This is a genomic window from Acidihalobacter prosperus (genome assembly GCF_000754095.2).
Taxonomy (GTDB): Bacteria; Pseudomonadota; Gammaproteobacteria; order DSM-5130; family Acidihalobacteraceae; genus Acidihalobacter; species Acidihalobacter prosperus.
The window spans coordinates 362389-379991 of record NZ_JQSG02000006.1 but is presented as its reverse complement, the minus strand read 5'-3'; the positions used below and the strand labels follow the sequence as shown (position 1 = coordinate 379991).

The 17603-nt window shown below is 60.1% G+C and carries 15 protein-coding genes; all 15 read left to right on the top strand.

Annotation, left to right across the window (positions count from 1 at the left end; translation table 11 throughout):
- The first annotated feature begins 65 nt into the window (after window positions 1-65).
- The 15 genes from THPRO_RS12480 (at window position 66) to THPRO_RS16395 (ending at window position 17600) form a co-directional block, all read left to right on the top strand.
- Entirely contained in the window at window positions 66-1082 is a 1017-nt protein-coding gene (locus tag THPRO_RS12480) for an ABC transporter permease (protein WP_038090115.1), read from the top strand.
- On the top strand, window positions 1082-1963 hold the full coding sequence (ddpC, locus tag THPRO_RS12475; protein ID WP_038090113.1) for a D,D-dipeptide ABC transporter permease: 882 nt from the start codon (window positions 1082-1084) through the stop codon (window positions 1961-1963). Before THPRO_RS12480 ends, ddpC begins: the two co-directional genes overlap by 1 nt.
- A gap of 2 nt (window positions 1964-1965) precedes the next feature.
- Entirely contained in the window at window positions 1966-2961 is a 996-nt protein-coding gene (locus THPRO_RS12470; RefSeq protein WP_038090108.1) for an ABC transporter ATP-binding protein, read from the top strand.
- Window positions 2958-3935 (top strand): oligopeptide/dipeptide ABC transporter ATP-binding protein, encoded by a 978-nt coding sequence (locus THPRO_RS12465; RefSeq protein ID WP_038090105.1) that lies wholly within the window; start codon window positions 2958-2960, stop codon window positions 3933-3935. Before THPRO_RS12470 ends, THPRO_RS12465 begins: the two co-directional genes overlap by 4 nt.
- Before the next feature lie 37 nt (window positions 3936-3972).
- Window positions 3973-4518 carry a D-alanyl-D-alanine dipeptidase gene (ddpX, locus tag THPRO_RS12460; protein ID WP_038090103.1) on the top strand — a complete coding sequence of 182 codons (546 nt, stop codon included), beginning with the start codon at window positions 3973-3975 and terminating at the stop codon, window positions 4516-4518.
- Between the two features lie 1461 nt (window positions 4519-5979).
- Window positions 5980-6885: a hypothetical protein gene (locus THPRO_RS16825; protein ID WP_145930857.1), complete on the top strand. Its 906-nt coding sequence runs from the start codon at window positions 5980-5982 to the stop codon at window positions 6883-6885.
- Between the two features lie 253 nt (window positions 6886-7138).
- Window positions 7139-7402, top strand: coding sequence for a hypothetical protein (locus THPRO_RS12450; protein WP_038090098.1), 264 nt, complete (start codon window positions 7139-7141; stop codon window positions 7400-7402).
- A gap of 7 nt (window positions 7403-7409) precedes the next feature.
- Window positions 7410-9437: a type IV secretion system DNA-binding domain-containing protein gene (locus tag THPRO_RS12445; protein WP_082954640.1), complete on the top strand. Its 2028-nt coding sequence runs from the start codon at window positions 7410-7412 to the stop codon at window positions 9435-9437.
- On the top strand, window positions 9437-12220 hold the full coding sequence (mobF, locus tag THPRO_RS12440) for a MobF family relaxase (protein WP_065089706.1): 2784 nt from the start codon (window positions 9437-9439) through the stop codon (window positions 12218-12220). Before THPRO_RS12445 ends, mobF begins: the two co-directional genes overlap by 1 nt.
- Before the next feature lie 128 nt (window positions 12221-12348).
- Entirely contained in the window at window positions 12349-12567 is a 219-nt protein-coding gene (locus THPRO_RS16820) for a hypothetical protein (protein WP_145930856.1), read from the top strand.
- Between the two features lie 550 nt (window positions 12568-13117).
- Complete coding sequence (radC, locus tag THPRO_RS12435) at window positions 13118-13627, top strand: RadC family protein (RefSeq protein ID WP_038090085.1); 510 nt, start codon at window positions 13118-13120, stop codon at window positions 13625-13627.
- Window positions 13628-13716: 89 nt separating this feature from the next.
- On the top strand, window positions 13717-14082 hold the full coding sequence (locus THPRO_RS12430; protein WP_065089705.1) for a toxin-antitoxin system TumE family protein: 366 nt from the start codon (window positions 13717-13719) through the stop codon (window positions 14080-14082).
- Window positions 14079-14429: an HVO_A0114 family putative DNA-binding protein gene (locus THPRO_RS12425; RefSeq protein ID WP_038090082.1), complete on the top strand. Its 351-nt coding sequence runs from the start codon at window positions 14079-14081 to the stop codon at window positions 14427-14429. Before THPRO_RS12430 ends, THPRO_RS12425 begins: the two co-directional genes overlap by 4 nt.
- 64 nt (window positions 14430-14493) lie before the next feature.
- Window positions 14494-17373 carry an SNF2-related protein gene (locus tag THPRO_RS12420; RefSeq protein WP_038090077.1) on the top strand — a complete coding sequence of 960 codons (2880 nt, stop codon included), beginning with the start codon at window positions 14494-14496 and terminating at the stop codon, window positions 17371-17373.
- Window positions 17370-17600 (top strand): hypothetical protein, encoded by a 231-nt coding sequence (locus THPRO_RS16395; RefSeq protein WP_082954639.1) that lies wholly within the window; start codon window positions 17370-17372, stop codon window positions 17598-17600. The genes THPRO_RS12420 and THPRO_RS16395 overlap by 4 nt, the downstream gene beginning before the upstream one ends.
- The last annotated feature ends 3 nt before the right edge of the window (window positions 17601-17603 follow it).

The following is a 17603-nucleotide window of genomic DNA, read 5'->3' as shown; positions in this document are numbered from 1 at the left end:
CCGCCCGTCGCCCCCGGGCCGGCGATGCCGGTTGTTCGTACGCACGGTCTTGAGCAGACGTACCCATGACCTTTTTGAGAGTCATCCGCAAACGCTTGCTGTTTTTGCTGCTGGTGGTGTTCGGCGTGTCGCTGGTGACCTTCGTGATTTCCCATCTGATTCCCGGCGATCCCGCGCGGCTGATCGCGGGTCCGCACGCGTCGTCCGCAGTGGTGGCGCACATCCGTCATCAGCTCGGACTGGACCTGCCGCTATGGCAGCAGTACGCACGTTATGTCGAGGAGCTCGCCCACGGCAATCTCGGCGTGTCGATCCGCACCGGCCGGCCGGTGGCGCAGGACATCGCCGCCTTCTTTCCCGCCACGCTGGAACTGGTGGTCACGGCCCTGTTGTTCGCCGTGCTGATCGGTGTGCCCCTGGGCGTCGCCTCCGCGGTATGGCGCGACCGTCCGATCGACCATGTGGCCCGCGTGCTGGCCGTCACCGGCATTTCCGCGCCTGCCTTCTGGCTCGGGCTGGTGTTGATTGCGGTGTTTTACGGTCACCTCGGCTGGTTTCCCGGCGGCGGGCGCATCAGTGCGCTGATGGTGCCGCCGCGAACGATCACCGGCTTCTACCTGGTCGACTCGCTGCTGGAGGGCAACGCCGCGGCCTTCTGGAGCAGCCTGCGTCACATCGCCCTGCCGGCGTTCACTTTGGGCTTCGTGAACGTCGGCATCATCGCGCGCCAGATCCGTTCGGCCATGCTTGATCAGCTGGGCGAGGACTACGTGCGCACCGCGCGCGCCGGCGGGCTGTCGCGCCGGCGGGTGATTCTCGGTCACGCGCTGCCCAACGCGTTGATTCCTTCGGTGACCGTGCTGGGTCTCGCCTTTGGCGACCTGCTCTACGGCGCCGTGCTCACCGAGACCATCTTTGCCTGGCCGGGCATGGGCAACTATGTCGTCGCCTCGATCCAGGCGCTCGACTTTCCCGCCGTGATGGGCTTCACGCTCGTGGTGTCATTCGCTTATGTGCTCGTCAATCTGGCGGTCGACCTGGCCTATCTGGCACTCGACCCGCGGATCACGGAGGTCGGCTGATGTCCGTACCCGAGCCGATGCCCGCGCGCCGCATCGCCGTCACGCGATGGGGCTATCTCGCATACCGGCTGCGGCGCAGCCCTCTGACCTTGCTGGGCGCAGGCATGATCGCCGTCATCCTGTTCGCCGTCCTGTTGTTGCCGGCCTTGTTGAACGTCGACCCGGATCGCATCGATCTGGCGGCGCGGCTGGCCGCGCCGTCTTGGGCGCACTGGTTCGGTACCGACGAAGTCGGCCGCGACATCTTCGCCCGCGTGCTCTATGGTGGCCGTATTTCCATCGGTGTCGGCTTTTTCGTGGTCGCGATTTCAGCCGGCATCGGCAGCGTGGTCGGCGCGCTTGCCGGTGTGATCGGGCGCTGGATCGACACGACGGTGATGCGCCTGATGGATGTGGTTATGTCGGTGCCTTCGCTGGTGCTGACGCTGGCGCTCGCCGCCGCGCTGGGTCCGAGCCTGTGGAACGCCATGCTGGCCATCGCCCTGGTGCGCATTCCCGCCTATGTGCGGTTGGCCCGCGGCCAGACGCTGGGTCTGCGCGAGAGCGGCTACGTGCGCGCGGCGCGCGTGTTCGGCGCCAAACCCTGGCAGCTGCTGCGCTGGCATATCGCCGCCAACGCCATGCCGCCGATCATCGTGCAGGCGACGCTGGATATCGGCAATGCCATCCTGATGGCCTCGGCGCTGAGTTTCATCGGCCTGGGCGCGCAACCGCCGACGCCGGAATGGGGCGCCATGGTCGCCACCGGGCGTAATTACATTCTCGACCAGTGGTGGTACTCGGCCTTCCCGGGCGCCGCCATCCTGTGCACCGCGGCCGCCTTCAATCTGCTGGGCGACGGCCTGCGCGATCTGCTCGATCCGCGCCAGAGGGGGCGTTGAACATGGCGCAGCACAAGGTGGCCGTGCTGGAGATCGAAGATCTGAGCATGGAGTTCCCGGTCTACGGCGGTGCGGTGCGCGCGCTCGACGGCGTGAATCTGAACGTCGCGCAGGGGGAAATGGTGGGCGTGGTCGGCGAATCGGGCTGCGGCAAATCGGTGACCTCGCTGCTGGCCATGGGGCTGCTGCCGAGGCAGGACTACCGGGTGCGCAGTGGCCGCATCACCCTGCTGGACACGGACGTACTGAATGCCTCCGAGAGCACGCTTGTGACCATGCGTGGGCAACGCGCCGCGATGATCTTCCAGGAGCCGCTCACGGCGCTGAATCCGACGCGCCGCATCGGTAGCCAGATGATCGAGGTGATCCGCCGCCGGCGGCTGCTGTCCCGGTCCGCGGCACGCACGGAGGCGGCACGCCTGCTGGGCGAAATGCGAATCGCCGACGCCGACGAAGTGCTGCGCCGTTATCCCTTCGAGCTATCCGGTGGCATGCGCCAGCGCGTGCTCATCGCCCTGGCCTTCTCCGGCGACCCGGCCATCGTCATCGCCGACGAGCCGACCACCGCGCTCGATGTCACCGTACAGCGCCAGGTGCTCGGCCTGCTGCGCGAACGCGCGCGTCAGGCGGGCGCCGCTGTCATGCTGATCACCCACGACATGGGCGTGGTCGCGCAATACACCGATCGCGTCTACGTCATGTATGCCGGCCGCGTGGTCGAATCCGGGGGCACGCGCGAGGTCCTGTCGTCACCGGCACATCCCTACACCCGCGCGCTGCTGGCCGCTCTGCCGGAGCGCGCGACCGCCGGCGCGCCGCTGGACGCGATTCCCGGCAGCGTGCCCGATCTGCGCGACCCGCCCGCGGGTTGCGCCTATGCCCCGCGCTGCGCGGAGGCGCAGCCGGTGTGCGCCCGGCGTCCGCCGATGCGGGTGCTCGAACGTGCGCCGTCGCACGCCGTCGCGTGCTGGCTGGTCGATGGGCAGGAGGAAGCATGAACGAGGACGCGACGTCCGACATCCCGCTGCGTGTCGAGGAACTGCGCGTGCGTTTCCCGCTGCGCCGCGACTGGCTGGGCCGCGCGCGCGAATACGTGCATGCGCTCAACGGCATCGATCTTGAGGTCGCCCAGGGCGAGACCTTGGGCATCGTCGGCGAATCCGGTTGCGGCAAGAGCACGCTCGCGCAGGTGTTGACCGGGCTGCTGACCCCCAGTAGCGGTCGTGTGCAGGTCGGCGGCGCGCATGTGCATGCGCATGCGGACAAAAGACCCGCGCAGATCGTGTTCCAGGACCCCAATGCCTCACTCGACCCGCGCATGCGTGTCTGGCGCATCATCACCGAGCCAGTGTTCCTGCGCCAGCGCTTGCCGACGCGCGTGCTGCGCCGGATGGCTGCAACGCTGGCCGAGCAGGTCGGCCTGCGCGCGGAGCATGTCGACCGGTATGCCCACGAATTCTCCGGTGGCCAGCGCCAACGCATCGCGATTGCCCGCGCGCTATCCTCCGAACCCGATATCATCGTGCTCGACGAACCCACATCGGCGCTCGATGTATCGGTGCAGGCGCAGATACTCAACCTGCTGCTCGACCTGCGTCAGCGGCGCCGCCTGACCTATGTGCTCATCTCGCACGACGTTTCCGTCGTCCGTCACATGGCCGACCGGGTGGCCGTGATGTATCTCGGACAGATCGTGGAAATCGGCCCGGCCGGCGCCGTGCTCGACGGCCCGCGCCATCCCTACACGCGCCTGCTGTGCGAATCGGTGCCCCGCGTCGACGGTGGTGCCGCGGCGGAGCGTCCGCCGGAGAACGTTGAACTGCCCTCCAATCGCAGGCTACCGTCGGGCTGCTTCTTTCGCGAACGCTGCCCACACGCGCAAGCCGGTTGCGAACGCCCTCAGGAATTATCGACAGTGGTCGACACGCCGACATGGGCCGTGCGCTGCCATCGCTTCCGCGCAGCGCGCTGAGCCGGCCAGGACCGAGACCACCACAGGAGGAACGGACTTGTTCGCCATCGACCATCCCGCGATCGCCATCGACTTGCGCTACGCGACCGCCGACAACATCACGGGCCACCCGATCTACGCCCGTCCCGCTGCGCTGCTGCACCCGGAGGCCCATGACGCATTGATGCGCGCCGCCGACCTCGCCGCGGCGCTCGACTGCCGACTGATCGTCTACGACGCCTATCGGCCGCCGGCTGCCCAATGGCGTCTGTGGGAAACGCTGCCCGACGCAACCTTCGTCGCCGACCCGCGCATCGGTTCCACCCACAGTCGCGGCATCGCCGTCGATCTCACACTGGCAGGCGCCGATGGCCAAGCGCTGGCGATGGGAACCGGCTTCGACGACATGCGCGAACAGTCCTACCATGGCCGTCTGGACATTCCCCCCGACACCCAGCGCAACCGCGCGCTGCTGCTGGGCCTCATGACCGCCGCCGGCTGGTGCCACCAGCCCCACGAATGGTGGCACTATAACCTCCCTGCCGAAGACCAATACCCCATCATCGACGACAAGGAGACGGTCGCTCGCGTGATGGATGTGTGATGTCGGGAGAAGGTGATGGTGGGCCCGCTCGGACTCGAACCGAGGACCAAGGGATTATGAGTTGTATTTAAAATCAATAAGTTACGGATAAGCTGGGTAACTGGCCGTAACTTCAGGAAACGCTAAAACTTATAAATCTCTCTTTAATATCATTAGGTTACATCAATTTAGGTGAGTTGAGAGGAACTAGGGACTGTACCGCTACTGTACCGCCGCGCGGAGCCGCCGAGACAGAGACGATGGCGACATGCCTACCCCTCGTGCCGCTTGTCTTAGGCTGGAGCCGCTGCTCATCATAAGTTGGGCCCGAGATACTTTATCGTCGTCCATCATCCTTGGTCGACCACCCTTGGCGCCGCCGCGCTTACCTCCCTCAATTCGGGACTCAGTCACCCATCGACGGTACTCAGCCTCTACTGCTAGATGTGCCGAAATCCGGATCGGCAACTCCAGGTCGGGCAATCGCTTCCACCACGCCAGGGTAACTCGGTCAATGCTGGCCCCCGCCAGCACTGCTTCTAGTTTTTGGATGGTTGCCTGCTCGGTGGCAGGTTCACTTAATTCCCCTCTCAGCCTCACCACCTCGTTTAAAACTTTGTCATGAAGTGATATCACTCCTCCAGCCCATCGTGTGAGCCGCGCAGCCCGTTGTGCTCCCGGGGTGCGAGCTATATGGTGGGCGCATACTTTCGCTTTTAGCCCGAGGCCTCCAGGAGGCGAAGTTACACCTACAGACGGGCGATGGCAGTAGCTACACAACTGCCGAGCGGAGGGGCTCTGCGCATCATCCGAGTATGGCCAGCCGCGCCAGATCAATGCCTCGACTAAGTCACCCACATCGGGGGCTGGACTCCCGATCCCGTGGAGGATCTGACTTTCCCGTTCGATCTGCTCGCTGAGGCGATCTAACTTGCTCCAGCTTACCTCTCGCCGGATCTTGGCGATGCTTCGCGCCATCTTGCGTCCTCGCGGATACTGACCACGAGGCAGCAGTCTCATCACCCGCTGCGCCACTACCTGCGGAGTGAGCGCCTTTTGGCGTGGGGCTCGGAAAAGTTGCCGGTGGATTGTTTCATAACCCATGCGATGAAGTTACGACTACTTTCTGGTTACCGCAACCGCCAAAGTGCCCTCAGATAGTTAAACGAGGGCATCAGTAATGCACCGAACACACACAAGACCGGATGTCGAAGGAATTGCGAATCGCCTGCGAGCTAGTTATGGAGAACTGCTGTTACTAACCGAAACCGCTCGCGAGCTTAGGAAGTCAGTAGGCACCCTGAAAGTCACCCTCGCCAGTCCCCGCCGGAGGGAACGATATCCATGGGCACGACGATTGGCAGACTCGAGAGTGCGGATGGGGCGGAGAGTTTATTTTCCCGCGGCTGTGGTCGCAGAGGTAATCGCGTTTGGAGATGCTGTCGAACTAGATGCTGACCAACCGCAGCACGGAGATGCCGCGTGAGCATCCGCGCACAACTTGCCGTCTGGGATGCGGGGCGGGCAGTCGATGGAACACTCTTGATCGCGATGCTGGCGCTAGCCGATTGGGCGGACGACGACGGGGTGGTCATCTACCGCCGCGCGACGGTCTCACGCCTTGCCAAGCGGATCCGACGAGGCAAGCGGCAGACTCAAAGAGTCCTGAGCGACCTGGCGAGTCGGGGATGGCTGACAATCACACACCGCCCCGGACATCGCTCTATCTATCACGTTCGCGTTGATTTACTGCAGACGCTGAGTGGTGACGTCATGAATGTCGCCGCTGTCGCAGGCGTCACCCCTGAAACCTGGGATGTCACTCCGAATCCTGACACTGGTGTCGGGGGTGAAGTGACATCATCCGTGTCATCTCATATACCACTACGACCAAATGCTACTACCACAACCACCCCTCCAGTTAGCAATCAAGGGCAGGGCGGTGGTAGTGGTAATGATGACGATCGGCAGGAACTGATCTTCCCATCGATTCTGACAGGACCTGAGCGTGACGGGCTCTCGTCCCTGCTGTGCAAGCTGCCGATATGTCTGCATCAGGCGCTCCTTGATGAACTAGCGGGGGCAGTCGCCGCTGGTCGGAAAATCCCCAACCGTCTCGGTTGGCTGCGCGCGACGGCGCAACGGTGGATGACTGACCAACCCACTCCCGAGCTTGGGCTGAAGGTCGCTGCCGCCAGAAATTCTGCTGCTGAACCCGATCTTGACTCGAAGCGCGTCCGTGTTCGCGAGCTGGCGAGCGCGATAGTGCACTTCCAATCGTTGGGTCGACCCGAACTCGCGGGCAAAGAGTTGGATGAGCTCCGAATGCTCGCGCCGCACCATCCTCTTCTCACCAGTTCTACTGCCACGCCAGGAGCATCACGATGAGTATCCGGAGATCCGGTCGTGGCAAGTGTCGTTCTTGCGGCAGTATCCCAAAGAGTGTCTTGGCAGCAGCACGTTTTCTATCCACACCCGACTCACCCTCGGTGTGATCAGTAGCATTTCCCGAGCTTTTTTGCCTTTGGCTATGGCGCGTCAACATGTTTACGCGGCGTTATACGGGTGGCGGTTTAATTGCCAACGACGCCCTTATTAAATCGCGTGTCAACGCCGTTTACATCGAATCTAACGCAAATAAATGACCTTTTTGGCAAAGGAAAAGAAGAGGGCAAGAATGCGGACCATCAATACAGCAGTGCGGCTTCCAGAAAGCATTCATCAACAGATAATGAATCGAGCTGAACGCGACGGCACGACGTTTTCGGATGCTATGCGAAGTCTTATTAATGACGGGCTCGGGACTAACGCTCAGGAAAACAGGCTGGCAGCCATGGAAGCTCGACTGGCAAAAAAAATTGAAGCGTCCGCACAGAAAATCATCGCTGACCTGATCGCGGAGTGAGACATAAATGGACCGTGACTACCCTCTCACTCTTCTCTCAATTTCGATTTTGGGGTTGCTGTTTATCCCCGCTTTGGCTGTGGCAGCGCTCTACGTGGGATACGCCAGCAGTCTCTATCCGCGGGGTTGGCTCTATCCAGTTTCATTTCACGAACTGATGGTCGTAGTTGTTTGGTCGCTCACACCCGAGAACCTCCCTTCGCTTACGAGGCATGTTATCTCAGCTGTGGTGGGTTACTCAGCCGACCCAGACTCGGCAAGAAGATGGCTGTCTGTCTACGCGAAATGGTGGTGGTTATGCTCTGGCGCCGGAGCATTCGCTGGACTGATGGTGGCCATCATATCGGGCGTGCGGGTTGGTTCTGTGGATGTTCGCCCTCTCCGCGGCCGTTGGCTGCTGATCGGCCGTACAGCGATGCGCTCCGCACAGCGAGAAATGAGAGCTGAGTGTCGTGCAGGCGGAGCCGGTGTTCGGATTCACCCGCAGCTGCAGATCAGCCGCCTACGCGAGTCTGAATCCATTTTATTTATTGGCGGTCAAGGTAGTGGCAAGACCACCGTCGAGGAATGGCTTGTCACATCAATCCTACGTGATGAGCCAGCGAGTCGCTTGGTCATCCACGATCCCAAGCGTGAGTACACTGCTCGAATTCTGAGCCAACCCGAGGCCAAGGGGGCGATTCTGCACGCCCTATGGGACAGGCGCACGGTCATTTGGGCGGTTGCCGAGGACATCGATTCGGAAATCGCCGCGCAAGAATTGGCCTCTCGGCTAGTACCTCCGGCAGATGGAAGAAACGCGATCTTTGCCGACGGTGCGGCGGCGATCCTGACTGGCCTGTTGGTGTATCTGGCAAATCGGAAAAAGAACGAGGGCATAAATTGGGGGTGGGCCGATCTACGTGCCGCAATTCTGCAGCCGTTCGCTGAGATGCGCGCTGTGGCTCTGGAGGGCAATCCCGACGCAGATATAGCCGAGAACCCGGCCTCCAATCCCACGGCCAGCTTTCTGTCGAACCTCAAAACGCAGGTTGCCCCTCTGCTGCGTGGACTCGCTGTGGCAGAGCAGGAGGCGCGAAGCCGAAAGAATTTTCGGGCATGGAGCGCCCGTGAATGGATCCGCGGTGAGTGCGGCCCACGCGTCGTGATACTGCAGGGGTCTGGAAACTACAAACAGCTCGCGGAAGCGGTGAATGGGGCAATTATTCAGGCGCTCGTAGCCGAAGTCAGTGAACTAGAAGACTCTCGCTCTCGCCGAGTGTGGCTAATGTTGGACGAGTTTGCACAACTCGGCACTATCGATGGTATCGAGAAGTTTTTGGAGACTGGGCGATCAAAGGGAATTTGCTGCTTCTTCGCCACACAGCAGACGAAGCACTTTGAGCGGTACCGGAACGTCAACCTGCCAGGTCTCTTCAGCACAGTTTTGTTAGGGAAATGTCGGGATGAGGACGCTACCTGGGCAGCGGATTACGTAGGACGCCAACTGATCACCCGCCGCACTCAGAGCCAAAGCGGCACGCCGGGGGTTATTGCGCATCAGACGAACTCCATAACGGCCACCGAACAGCATGCCGAATCATATGTTGTCTACCCCCATGAGTTTAGCGGACTCGGGTTTCGTCGCCGTTGGTTTCGCCCAGGGATTGATGCGCTGCTGTTGACCGGTCCCGATTACGTGTTTCGGCTGTGGTGGCCTAGTAGCCAATGGCGGAACGTCACCAAAAGCCATCTGCCGGCCCTGTGGACCCAATCGCTCAAATCAAAGAAGGCGGGCAAGGCCAGGCCATGTCCCGCTCCCACCCAACCTGCTCCGCCGCCCAAGTCGGTCGGAGGCGCATCCGCCAAATCCGAACAGCGGATGGCCGAGGCACAACATGGCTCTACGAAGATTTCGGCCGACGAGGAAGCCGAGCAGCTTCAGCAAGTGACCGAAGCTCCAACTGCATCGCAACCGTCCACCGCCATGTCCCGACGTCGGAAATTTCGTCTCCGTTCCAGTTCCGAGCCCGCTGACCAGATGGAGGTCCGATAATGCTAAGCATCAGCAGCCGTGGGAGCGCCGGCGAAGCAGTCAACTATTACACGCACATGCGCGATGAGCGGGGGCGCGCGGATGAGTACTACGCGTCCGAAGGAGGCGGTCAATGGTTCGGGGCGGGCGCCGCTGCGCTGGGTCTGATCGGAGAGGTCAAGGCTGACATGTTTGTTATGGCGGCCGAGGGCCGGTCCCCGAGTGGCCAGGACTTGGTACAGGGAGCGGGGTCCGCGCACCGAGCCGGATGGGACGCTACGTTCAGTGCACCGAAATCCGTATCCGTCCTCTGGGGTTTGGCTGACGTCACGCGTCGCATGGAGATCCAGCGTACGCATGATCATGCGGTAGAGAGTGCGCTTTCACATATTGAGCAAGAGTTTTCGCTAGCCCGTCGTGGTAAGGGCGGCAGAGAGTATGAGTCGGCGAAGTTACTCATAGGTCTTTTTCGGCATGGCACAAGCCGTGAGCAAGACCCGCAGCTTCACACGCATGCATTTCTTCACAACTTGGCCATGAGGCAGGATGGAACCTGGGGCGGGATTGATCCCCTTGAGCTATATCGTTGGAAAATGGCTCTAGGCGCCATATATAGGGCCGAGCTAGCTGCCGGCATGGCCGAGCTGGGTTACCAAGTGGCTGCCGACGGTGATTCATTCAAGGTATGTGGCGTGCCCGATGATGTGTGTCGGTATTTCAGCAAACGCCGTGAGCAGATTGAGGCAGCGCTTTCCGAAGTTGGTATGGAAGGCTCCGCCAAAGCTAGCGAGCTGGCCGCCCTCAGCACCCGGGTGAGTAAAGCCAAAGATCTCGATGCCGAGCTTCTGCACGCGCGTTGGCAGGAGGAAGCGTCCGAAATGGGCTTCTCGGCCGATCAGACGCTGACCGCCAAAGTAGAGCCCAAAGACATCGGCCCTATGCCGAACCCCGAAGAGTTGCTGACCAAGGCTACAGCCTTGGATGCGGTGATCGAGAGCCGCCATATTTGGCGGACCGTTGCTGTCGCCGCCCAACACCGCGGGCTTCAGTTAGACACTATCCGTGAGCACGTAGACCTAGTCATGCGGAGCAGCGAGATCCTACGCATGGTGCATCCTGAGACTGGGGCTGTCCGCTACACCTCGCGTGCACTGTACCGTCAGGAGCGCAAGATCATCACCGCCGCCGAGGCCCGCAGCGCAGAAACCCACCACGTTGTGCCGAGCGCATTAGTGGACTCCGCGTTGGATCGATTTGCTGCTGAAAAGGGCTTTGCCCTGTCTACCGAGCAACAGGCCGCTGTCCGCTATGCGACCCAAAGCGATGGCGCCTTCCGGGTCATTGTCGGAGATGCTGGCGCCGGCAAATCCACTGCGATGCTGGCAGCGCGCATGGCCTGGGAAAGCAATAGTCAGCGAGTGCTTGGTTGTGCAATTTCCGGAAAGGCCGCAGCGGGTCTGCAAGAGGGCAGTGGGATTAAAAGCCGCACGATTGCCGGTCTGCTAATAGCCCTGGAACCGTCGGTCAATGAGGATACAGACGAGGTTCATCCACCGCGAGAGGTTCTCTCCAGCACCGACGTTCTCGTGATTGATGAGGCCGGCATGGTCGACTCACGGACCATGCACAGGATCATGCAACACGCCGCCATCGCCGGATGCCGCGTGGTCATGGTGGGTGATCACAAGCAGCTTCAGGCAGTTTCGGCCGGCGGGGTTTTCAGGCATCTCGCCGAACGCGATTCGGCACGAATCTCAGAGATTCGTCGTCAGAAAGCCGAATGGGCCAAAGTAGCCGTCGAGGAATTCAGTCGCGGCGAGGCGGCCGCCGCGATCACCAAATTTCTCGATCGCGACTTGGTCTATGTCGAGGACGATCAGCGAGCAGCAATCGATCGCACCGTGGACCGCTGGGTACACCACTCAGCCGTGGTGGGTGAGTCAGAAACGTTATTAATGGCCTCAACCAATGTGGAGGTCCAGGCACTGAATCAGGCGGCGCGCGCTCGGATGTCGGCCGAGCACAAACTAACCAATGAAGTCGTTATTCAGGTGCGTGACAGGGAAGGGCGGCCAGCCGGTCGACTTCAGGTCGCCGAAGGTGATCGATTGCTTGCGAAGAAAAACGACCGAGCAACAGGCCTGAAGAATGGCGATCTGGTAACCGTCGATCGAATCAACTACACGCAAGAAGGCTTGCGGATCCTCGTCCGTCTCGACCGCACTGGTGAGCGCGTGGCAATCGATCCAGCGGAGTACAGCCAGCTCCGGCATGGCTACGCCGTTACGACTTATGCAGCCCAAGGCGCCACGGTTGATAGAGTCGTGGCGCTCGCGGGCGGCAGCATGACCAGCCGCGAAAGCATCTATGTACAGATGAGCCGTATGCGGCAAACGGCCGAGATCATAGCGACTAGGCAGCAGCTGCGCGACGCGGCTGAGCAGCTGCCGCCAACAGAAAAAATGCGGGGTCTGGCCCAGACAATTGCCGCGGAGCAATTCGTCGAGTTGCCGCCCGAATGCGACGACTCATTTGCAGCATGTCGAGCCTGGCTGGATCAGCACGCGTGCAATGTTCTGGGCATTGACGGGCGGCCAGCAAGCGACCCGCGGCTGGCTGAGATGCGTGATTTGGTGTCGGCGATGAGCGCCAGCAGGCAAAAAGAGACAACCCTGGACTATGTGGTCGAGCAGTCCGGGCTGGAGGAAGCCCAAGCGATGAGCGGCTCAGAGCAACAAGACATGGTCGCCCAGGCGATGCAGGAGCAGGAAGACGAAATAGTCATGACGATGGAGGATTGGTGATGAAACCGATTTATCCCCCCCCTTTAGACGTACTTGCTAGCCCCGCTATTCATGCGGGTCGATCAAGACTAACGGTTTTAGTCGTCTACATACTCAGCAAGTTGACCTGAAGTTTGAAGGAGTTATCTATGCAATGGGGATTCACGTTGGGCTCTGGTTCAGACATGCAGCAGTGGATAGTCCGCGTTCCTGAAGGCGCGCATCCGCCTAGCGTCGGCGAGACGGTTCATTTCAGCAAGGGACTGGCGGGGGCATTTACAGTTATTTCACGAGTGTTTATGGCAGAGCTGCCTGAAGAAAAACTCGATGGCCCACTGACTTGGGGTTGGTCATTTGTCATTGAGTAAAGGTGTGCGGATCTGGCTGTGGGAAACACAGCTAAATCCTGTTTCTGTTTCATGTCATGGCGCCGGCCTCCTGCCTAGTTCAGGTTCAAGAACAGCTCATTCGGCTGTGGAGGCTCGCACCTAAGTTAATAAGTGCTCAGTGAGCGTTTAGTGAATTCTCGCTGGGCACTCATCCTTCTTCCATCTGTGCCCATTGGGGCCGGCGGCAGCCGGTTTTCGCTTGGCTACATCTCTCTCGTGACTCCGCTGCGTTCATGTGCGCGATAACCCTCTGCGCACATCATCTACGCTGCGCGCTTCCGCTTGCCCAACAGCGCCGGACTGTCGGCAGAAAGCGCCAGCAGACCGGCAAAGGCCGCTAAGGGGCGCCGCCCCTCGCGCGCGTCAAGGGTGCGCTTCGCCCTGCAGGGTCAGCCCGTGTCCTCGCGGTGCTGCGGGCCGCGCCAGCCGGCCCCTCCGGCTCTTGACGCTTGCTACCCCTGCCCTCGCCGGGCGGCAGGTTTGCGTACGCCACGCAAACCGACCGCCACTAAGGCTAGGAGCAGCACCGATGAATCAGACTGCAAGCAACTCAAGCGCTTTCGCCCGTGACGAAGAAGGTAACTACCAGGCATCCCGGCCGGTCAGCGCCGACGACGTGCTGGAGCTGGCACGGAACATCCTGGCAGAACGAGTGCATCGCGGGACAGTCATCAGCAGCCCCAGGGAGGCCGAGCAGTACATCAGCCTTCGCCTTGCGCCTCGGGAGCATGAGATGTTCGCCATCCTATGGCTGGACAACCGGCATGGGGTGATCGCCTTTGAAGAACTGTTTACGGGCACGATTGACGGATGCAGCGTCCACGCACGGGAGGTCGTCAAACGAGCATTAGCGAATAACGCGGCTGCATGCATCCTGGCTCACAATCACCCCAGCGGTAACCCTGAACCCTCGGCGGCGGATCAGACCATCACACGGCGGATTAAAGAGGCGCTTGGGCTAGTCGACGTGCGCGTCTTGGATCACCTCATTGCTGCTGGCGGCGGGGTTTCAAGTATGGCGGAGCTGGGGATGGTTTGAGCCTATCATCGGACAGTAGGCATGGACATGGATGCCTATGTGGACAACAACACTATGCCAATTAATATCAACTGTTGATATAGTTAACTATGCGCACAGATCATGGCATAGATACCCTGCTAGACCTGGATGGTCAGATCATCGATCAAGGCCGCGGGTACTGGATCAAGTTCGAAGTTTGGCGTGTCGAGGTGAGTCCGGCCGTTCCACATGGCATCCGCTACTCCCTAACGCTCCACGAGCCATATGGAACGAGGATCTTAGGGTACGACAACGCACACGCAGTCAAACCGCCGAAGAAGTTCAAGTATGCGGGGCGCATCCTTGCCCATGACCACAAACATCGTCATGTCTCTGACAAAGGTGTGTCCTACGAGTTTCAGGACGCCGCCCAGTTGCTGGCGGATTTTTTTGCAGACGTGGATCGCGTACTGAAAGAGGTTGAAAGCCAATGAAACAGATTGTTATCGGCATCATGCCGCAAGAGCAGATTCGAGAGCGGATGCTGGCCATCGCGCGCGGCGAGTACAAGCCAAAGCCTAGCGAGCCCAAGGTCTGGTTTACGTCCATGCGCTCCCTGGCCGAAGTTCTGAGCGACGACAACCGCGCACTGCTTAAAGTCATCATGGAAACCAAGCCGGAATCGATCTCTGCTCTGGCTGAAGCGACTGGCCGTAAGCAGGGCAACCTATCGCGCACGCTGAAAACGCTGTCCAACTACGGCATTGTCGAAATGCGCCGCGAGAACCGTCATGTGCGACCGATCGCGAAAGCGTCCAAATTCAGGATAGTGGCAGCGTGATTCAGTTTGATTGGCACTTGGCCGACTCGACTCCCGAACGACCGGATCGGGAGTTTGCGCGCTGATGCCGAATACACTGCTGACGCCGTTCCAAAGCCAATACTACGCCTGGCTGCTTACTCGCCGAGCGGCCAGTGACACTGTTGAATCCCTGGCGTCTACCTTGGTGGACTCTCAGGTCGACCTCAACCCGCATCAGGTTGAGGCCGCCCTGTTCGCCTGCAAGAACCCACTTTCCCGCGGAGTGATCCTGGCTGACGAGGTGGGTCTTGGCAAAACCATCGAAGCGGGCTTGGTCATCATGCAACGCTGGGCAGAACGGCGGCGCAAGATGCTGATCATCGTCCCAGCCAACCTGCGCAAGCAGTGGCACCAGGAGCTGCAGGACAAGTTTGGCCTGCAAGGGCTCATTCTCGAAGCCAAAAGCTATAACGCGATCCGCAAAAACGAGGGGCGTAATCCATTTCAGACCACAGATGGCCCGATCATCTGCTCTTACCAGTTTGCAAAGGCTAAAGCCGATGATGTCAGAGATATCGCGTGGGATCTGGTGGTGCTCGACGAAGCTCATCGCCTGCGCAACGTCTACAAGACGGGCAACGTCATCGCTAGGACGTTAAGAAATGCGCTTGCTCATGTTCATTCCAAAGTCCTACTGACCGCAACACCACTACAGAACTCGTTGCTTGAGCTCTACGGGCTGGTGAGCATGATCGATGACCGGGTATTTGGTGACCTGGACAGTTTTCGAGTGCAGTTCTCTGCGCTGGGCGGGGACCGGGATTTCAGTGGCTTGCGTGAACGTCTGGCTAGCGTGTGCAAACGCACGTTACGCAGGCAGGTTCAACCGTACGTGTCATACACGGAACGCAAGGCCATCGTTCAGGAGTTCATCCCTTCGGAAGAAGAGCGTGAACTGTCCAGGCTCGTTGCCGCTTACCTGCGCCGGCCTAATCTCAAGGCGTTGCCAGACGGACAGCGCCAGCTGATCTCTCTCGTCCTTTGGAAACTGTTGGCGTCCAGTACGCATGCGATTGCAGGTGCGTTGGAGACTATGGCCAATCGTCTACAGAAGGTGCTGGATGAGGCACCCGAAGTGGACGACCTGTCCGAAGTGCTGGATGAAGACTACGAATCGCTCGACGAAACGGCTGATGAATGGAACGACCAGGCTCCGGACTCCGCACCTAGTCACGCCGAACGTGAGGCTATCGCCGCAGAGATCGAAGAGCTTCGACAGTTCAAAACCTTGGCGACCAGCATTCAGCACAATGCCAAGGGCAAAGCGTTGCTCGTCGCGCTGGACCGCGCCTTCTCTGAATTGGAGCGGCTGGGTGCAGCCCAGAAGGCCATAATCTTCACTGAGTCCCGCCGCACGCAGGATTACTTGCTCGGCTTACTGGCGGACACGCCCTACGGTGAAGACATTGCACTCTTCAACGGCACAAACAGCGACGCACGCGCCCAGGCGATATACAAAGACTGGCTACAACGACACGCAGGCACTGATCGCATCACCGGTTCCAAAACGGCCGATACCCGTGCGGCCCTGGTCGAGCATTTCAAGGAACGCGGCAAGATCATGATCGCCACAGAGGCCGGTGCCGAGGGCATCAACCTGCAATTCTGCTCGCTCGTTATCAACTACGACCTGCCATGGAATCCGCAACGGATCGAACAGCGCATCGGGCGCTGCCATCGTTACGGGCAAAAGCACGACGTGGTCGTCGTCAACTTCGTCGACCGCAGCAACGAAGCCGATGCGCGGGTCTACGAATTGCTCGCGCACAAGTTCCAGCTTTTCGAAGGCGTCTTCGGAGCCAGTGACGAAGTGTTAGGAACCATCGGCTCCGGCGTCGATTTCGAACGGCGTATAGCTGACATCTATCGCAACTGCCGCGAACCTAGCGAGATCAAGGCCAGCTTCGAACAACTGCAACTCGATCTGTCCGGTGAAATCAACGAAGCGATGGTCAAAACACGCCGGATTTTGCTGGAGAACTTCGACGAAGAAGTGCAGGAAAAGCTCCGTGTCCAGGCAGACGACAGTCGCGCCGCACGCAACCGCTTCGAGCGGATGCTGATGGACCTCACCGAAGCCGAATTGAACGGCTACGCGAGTTTCGATGCCGGCGGCTTCCGGCTTCAGCGCCTGCCGATCGGCGTTGACGGCAAGGGTCCAACGGGTATCGAACTCGGGCGCTACGAACTGCCCCGTCGTTCTGGTGAGGCGCATCTATACCGTGTCAATCACCCGTTGGCCCTATGGCTGACCGAACAGGCAAAGTCTCGCGCACTGGATGGCGCGCGACTCGTATTCGACTATGAGGCTTATGGCTCTCAGATTGCCACCTTGAAGCCCTACCGCGGCAAAGCAGGGTGGCTTACCGTGAAACTGATCGAAGTCGAAACACTCGGGAGCCGTGAGCAACACCTGCTGGTCGCGGCCAGCACCACCGATGGCACCACGCTTGTCGAAGACGACCCGGAAAAGCTGCTGCGCTTGCCCGCCACCCAAGAGCAGGCGGGGTTATTCAACACAGCCGACGCCGTGCTTTCGTCCGACTTAGAAACGCGCAAGAACAATCTTTTGCGAGATGTGAACCAGCGCAACCTCGGCTACTTCGAACAGGAAGTACGAAAGCTGGACGCCTGGGCGGACGACCTCAAGCTCGGGCTTGAACAAGAGATCAAAGATATTGACCGCGAGATTAAGGAGTTGCGCCGTACCGCCGCCGTCGCGCCTACATTGGAAGAAAAGCTCTCATGGCAAAAAAAGCAGCGAGAACTGGAAGGTAAGCGAAGCAAGCTGCGCCGAGAGTTGTTTGCGCGGCAGGATGAGGTGGAAGCTCAACGCAACGAACTGATCGATCAATTGGAATCGCAGCTTCAGCAACAGGTTCATGAACAGACACTATTTGACATCGAATGGGAGCTGAAATGACGCCATATCTCAACCTCAACGGGAACTCCAATGTTCTTGCTTTTGAGGCAACTGAGGATTCGATTCTTGTGGTCTTCAAGAGCGGAGCGTGTCGCAAATATCTCTACAACACCGCTCGTCCAGGCGGGGCAGTAGTCGAGAGGATGAAAGTCCTTGCGGTGCAAGGACGCGGATTGAACTCCTACATCAATACGACAGTGAAAGATCGCTACGCAAATAAGTGGTGAGAA

Excerpts from the sequence above, each read along its gene's own strand:
- THPRO_RS12480 (WP_038090115.1), top strand. The coding sequence starts at position 66 with ATGACCTTTTTGAGAGTCATCCGCAAACGCTTGCTGTTTTTGCTGCTG.
- ddpC (WP_038090113.1), top strand. The coding sequence starts at position 1,082 with ATGTCCGTACCCGAGCCGATGCCCGCGCGCCGCATCGCCGTCACGCGA.
- THPRO_RS12470 (WP_038090108.1), top strand. The coding sequence starts at position 1,966 with ATGGCGCAGCACAAGGTGGCCGTGCTGGAGATCGAAGATCTGAGCATG.
- THPRO_RS12465 (WP_038090105.1), top strand. The coding sequence starts at position 2,958 with ATGAACGAGGACGCGACGTCCGACATCCCGCTGCGTGTCGAGGAACTG.
- THPRO_RS12450 (WP_038090098.1), top strand. The coding sequence starts at position 7,139 with ATGACCTTTTTGGCAAAGGAAAAGAAGAGGGCAAGAATGCGGACCATC.
- THPRO_RS12445 (WP_082954640.1), top strand. The coding sequence starts at position 7,410 with ATGGACCGTGACTACCCTCTCACTCTTCTCTCAATTTCGATTTTGGGG.
- mobF (WP_065089706.1), top strand. The coding sequence starts at position 9,437 with ATGCTAAGCATCAGCAGCCGTGGGAGCGCCGGCGAAGCAGTCAACTAT.
- THPRO_RS16820 (WP_145930856.1), top strand. The coding sequence starts at position 12,349 with ATGCAATGGGGATTCACGTTGGGCTCTGGTTCAGACATGCAGCAGTGG.
- radC (WP_038090085.1), top strand. The coding sequence starts at position 13,118 with ATGAATCAGACTGCAAGCAACTCAAGCGCTTTCGCCCGTGACGAAGAA.
- THPRO_RS12430 (WP_065089705.1), top strand. The coding sequence starts at position 13,717 with ATGCGCACAGATCATGGCATAGATACCCTGCTAGACCTGGATGGTCAG.
- THPRO_RS12425 (WP_038090082.1), top strand. The coding sequence starts at position 14,079 with ATGAAACAGATTGTTATCGGCATCATGCCGCAAGAGCAGATTCGAGAG.
- THPRO_RS12420 (WP_038090077.1), top strand. The coding sequence starts at position 14,494 with ATGCCGAATACACTGCTGACGCCGTTCCAAAGCCAATACTACGCCTGG.
- THPRO_RS16395 (WP_082954639.1), top strand. The coding sequence starts at position 17,370 with ATGACGCCATATCTCAACCTCAACGGGAACTCCAATGTTCTTGCTTTT.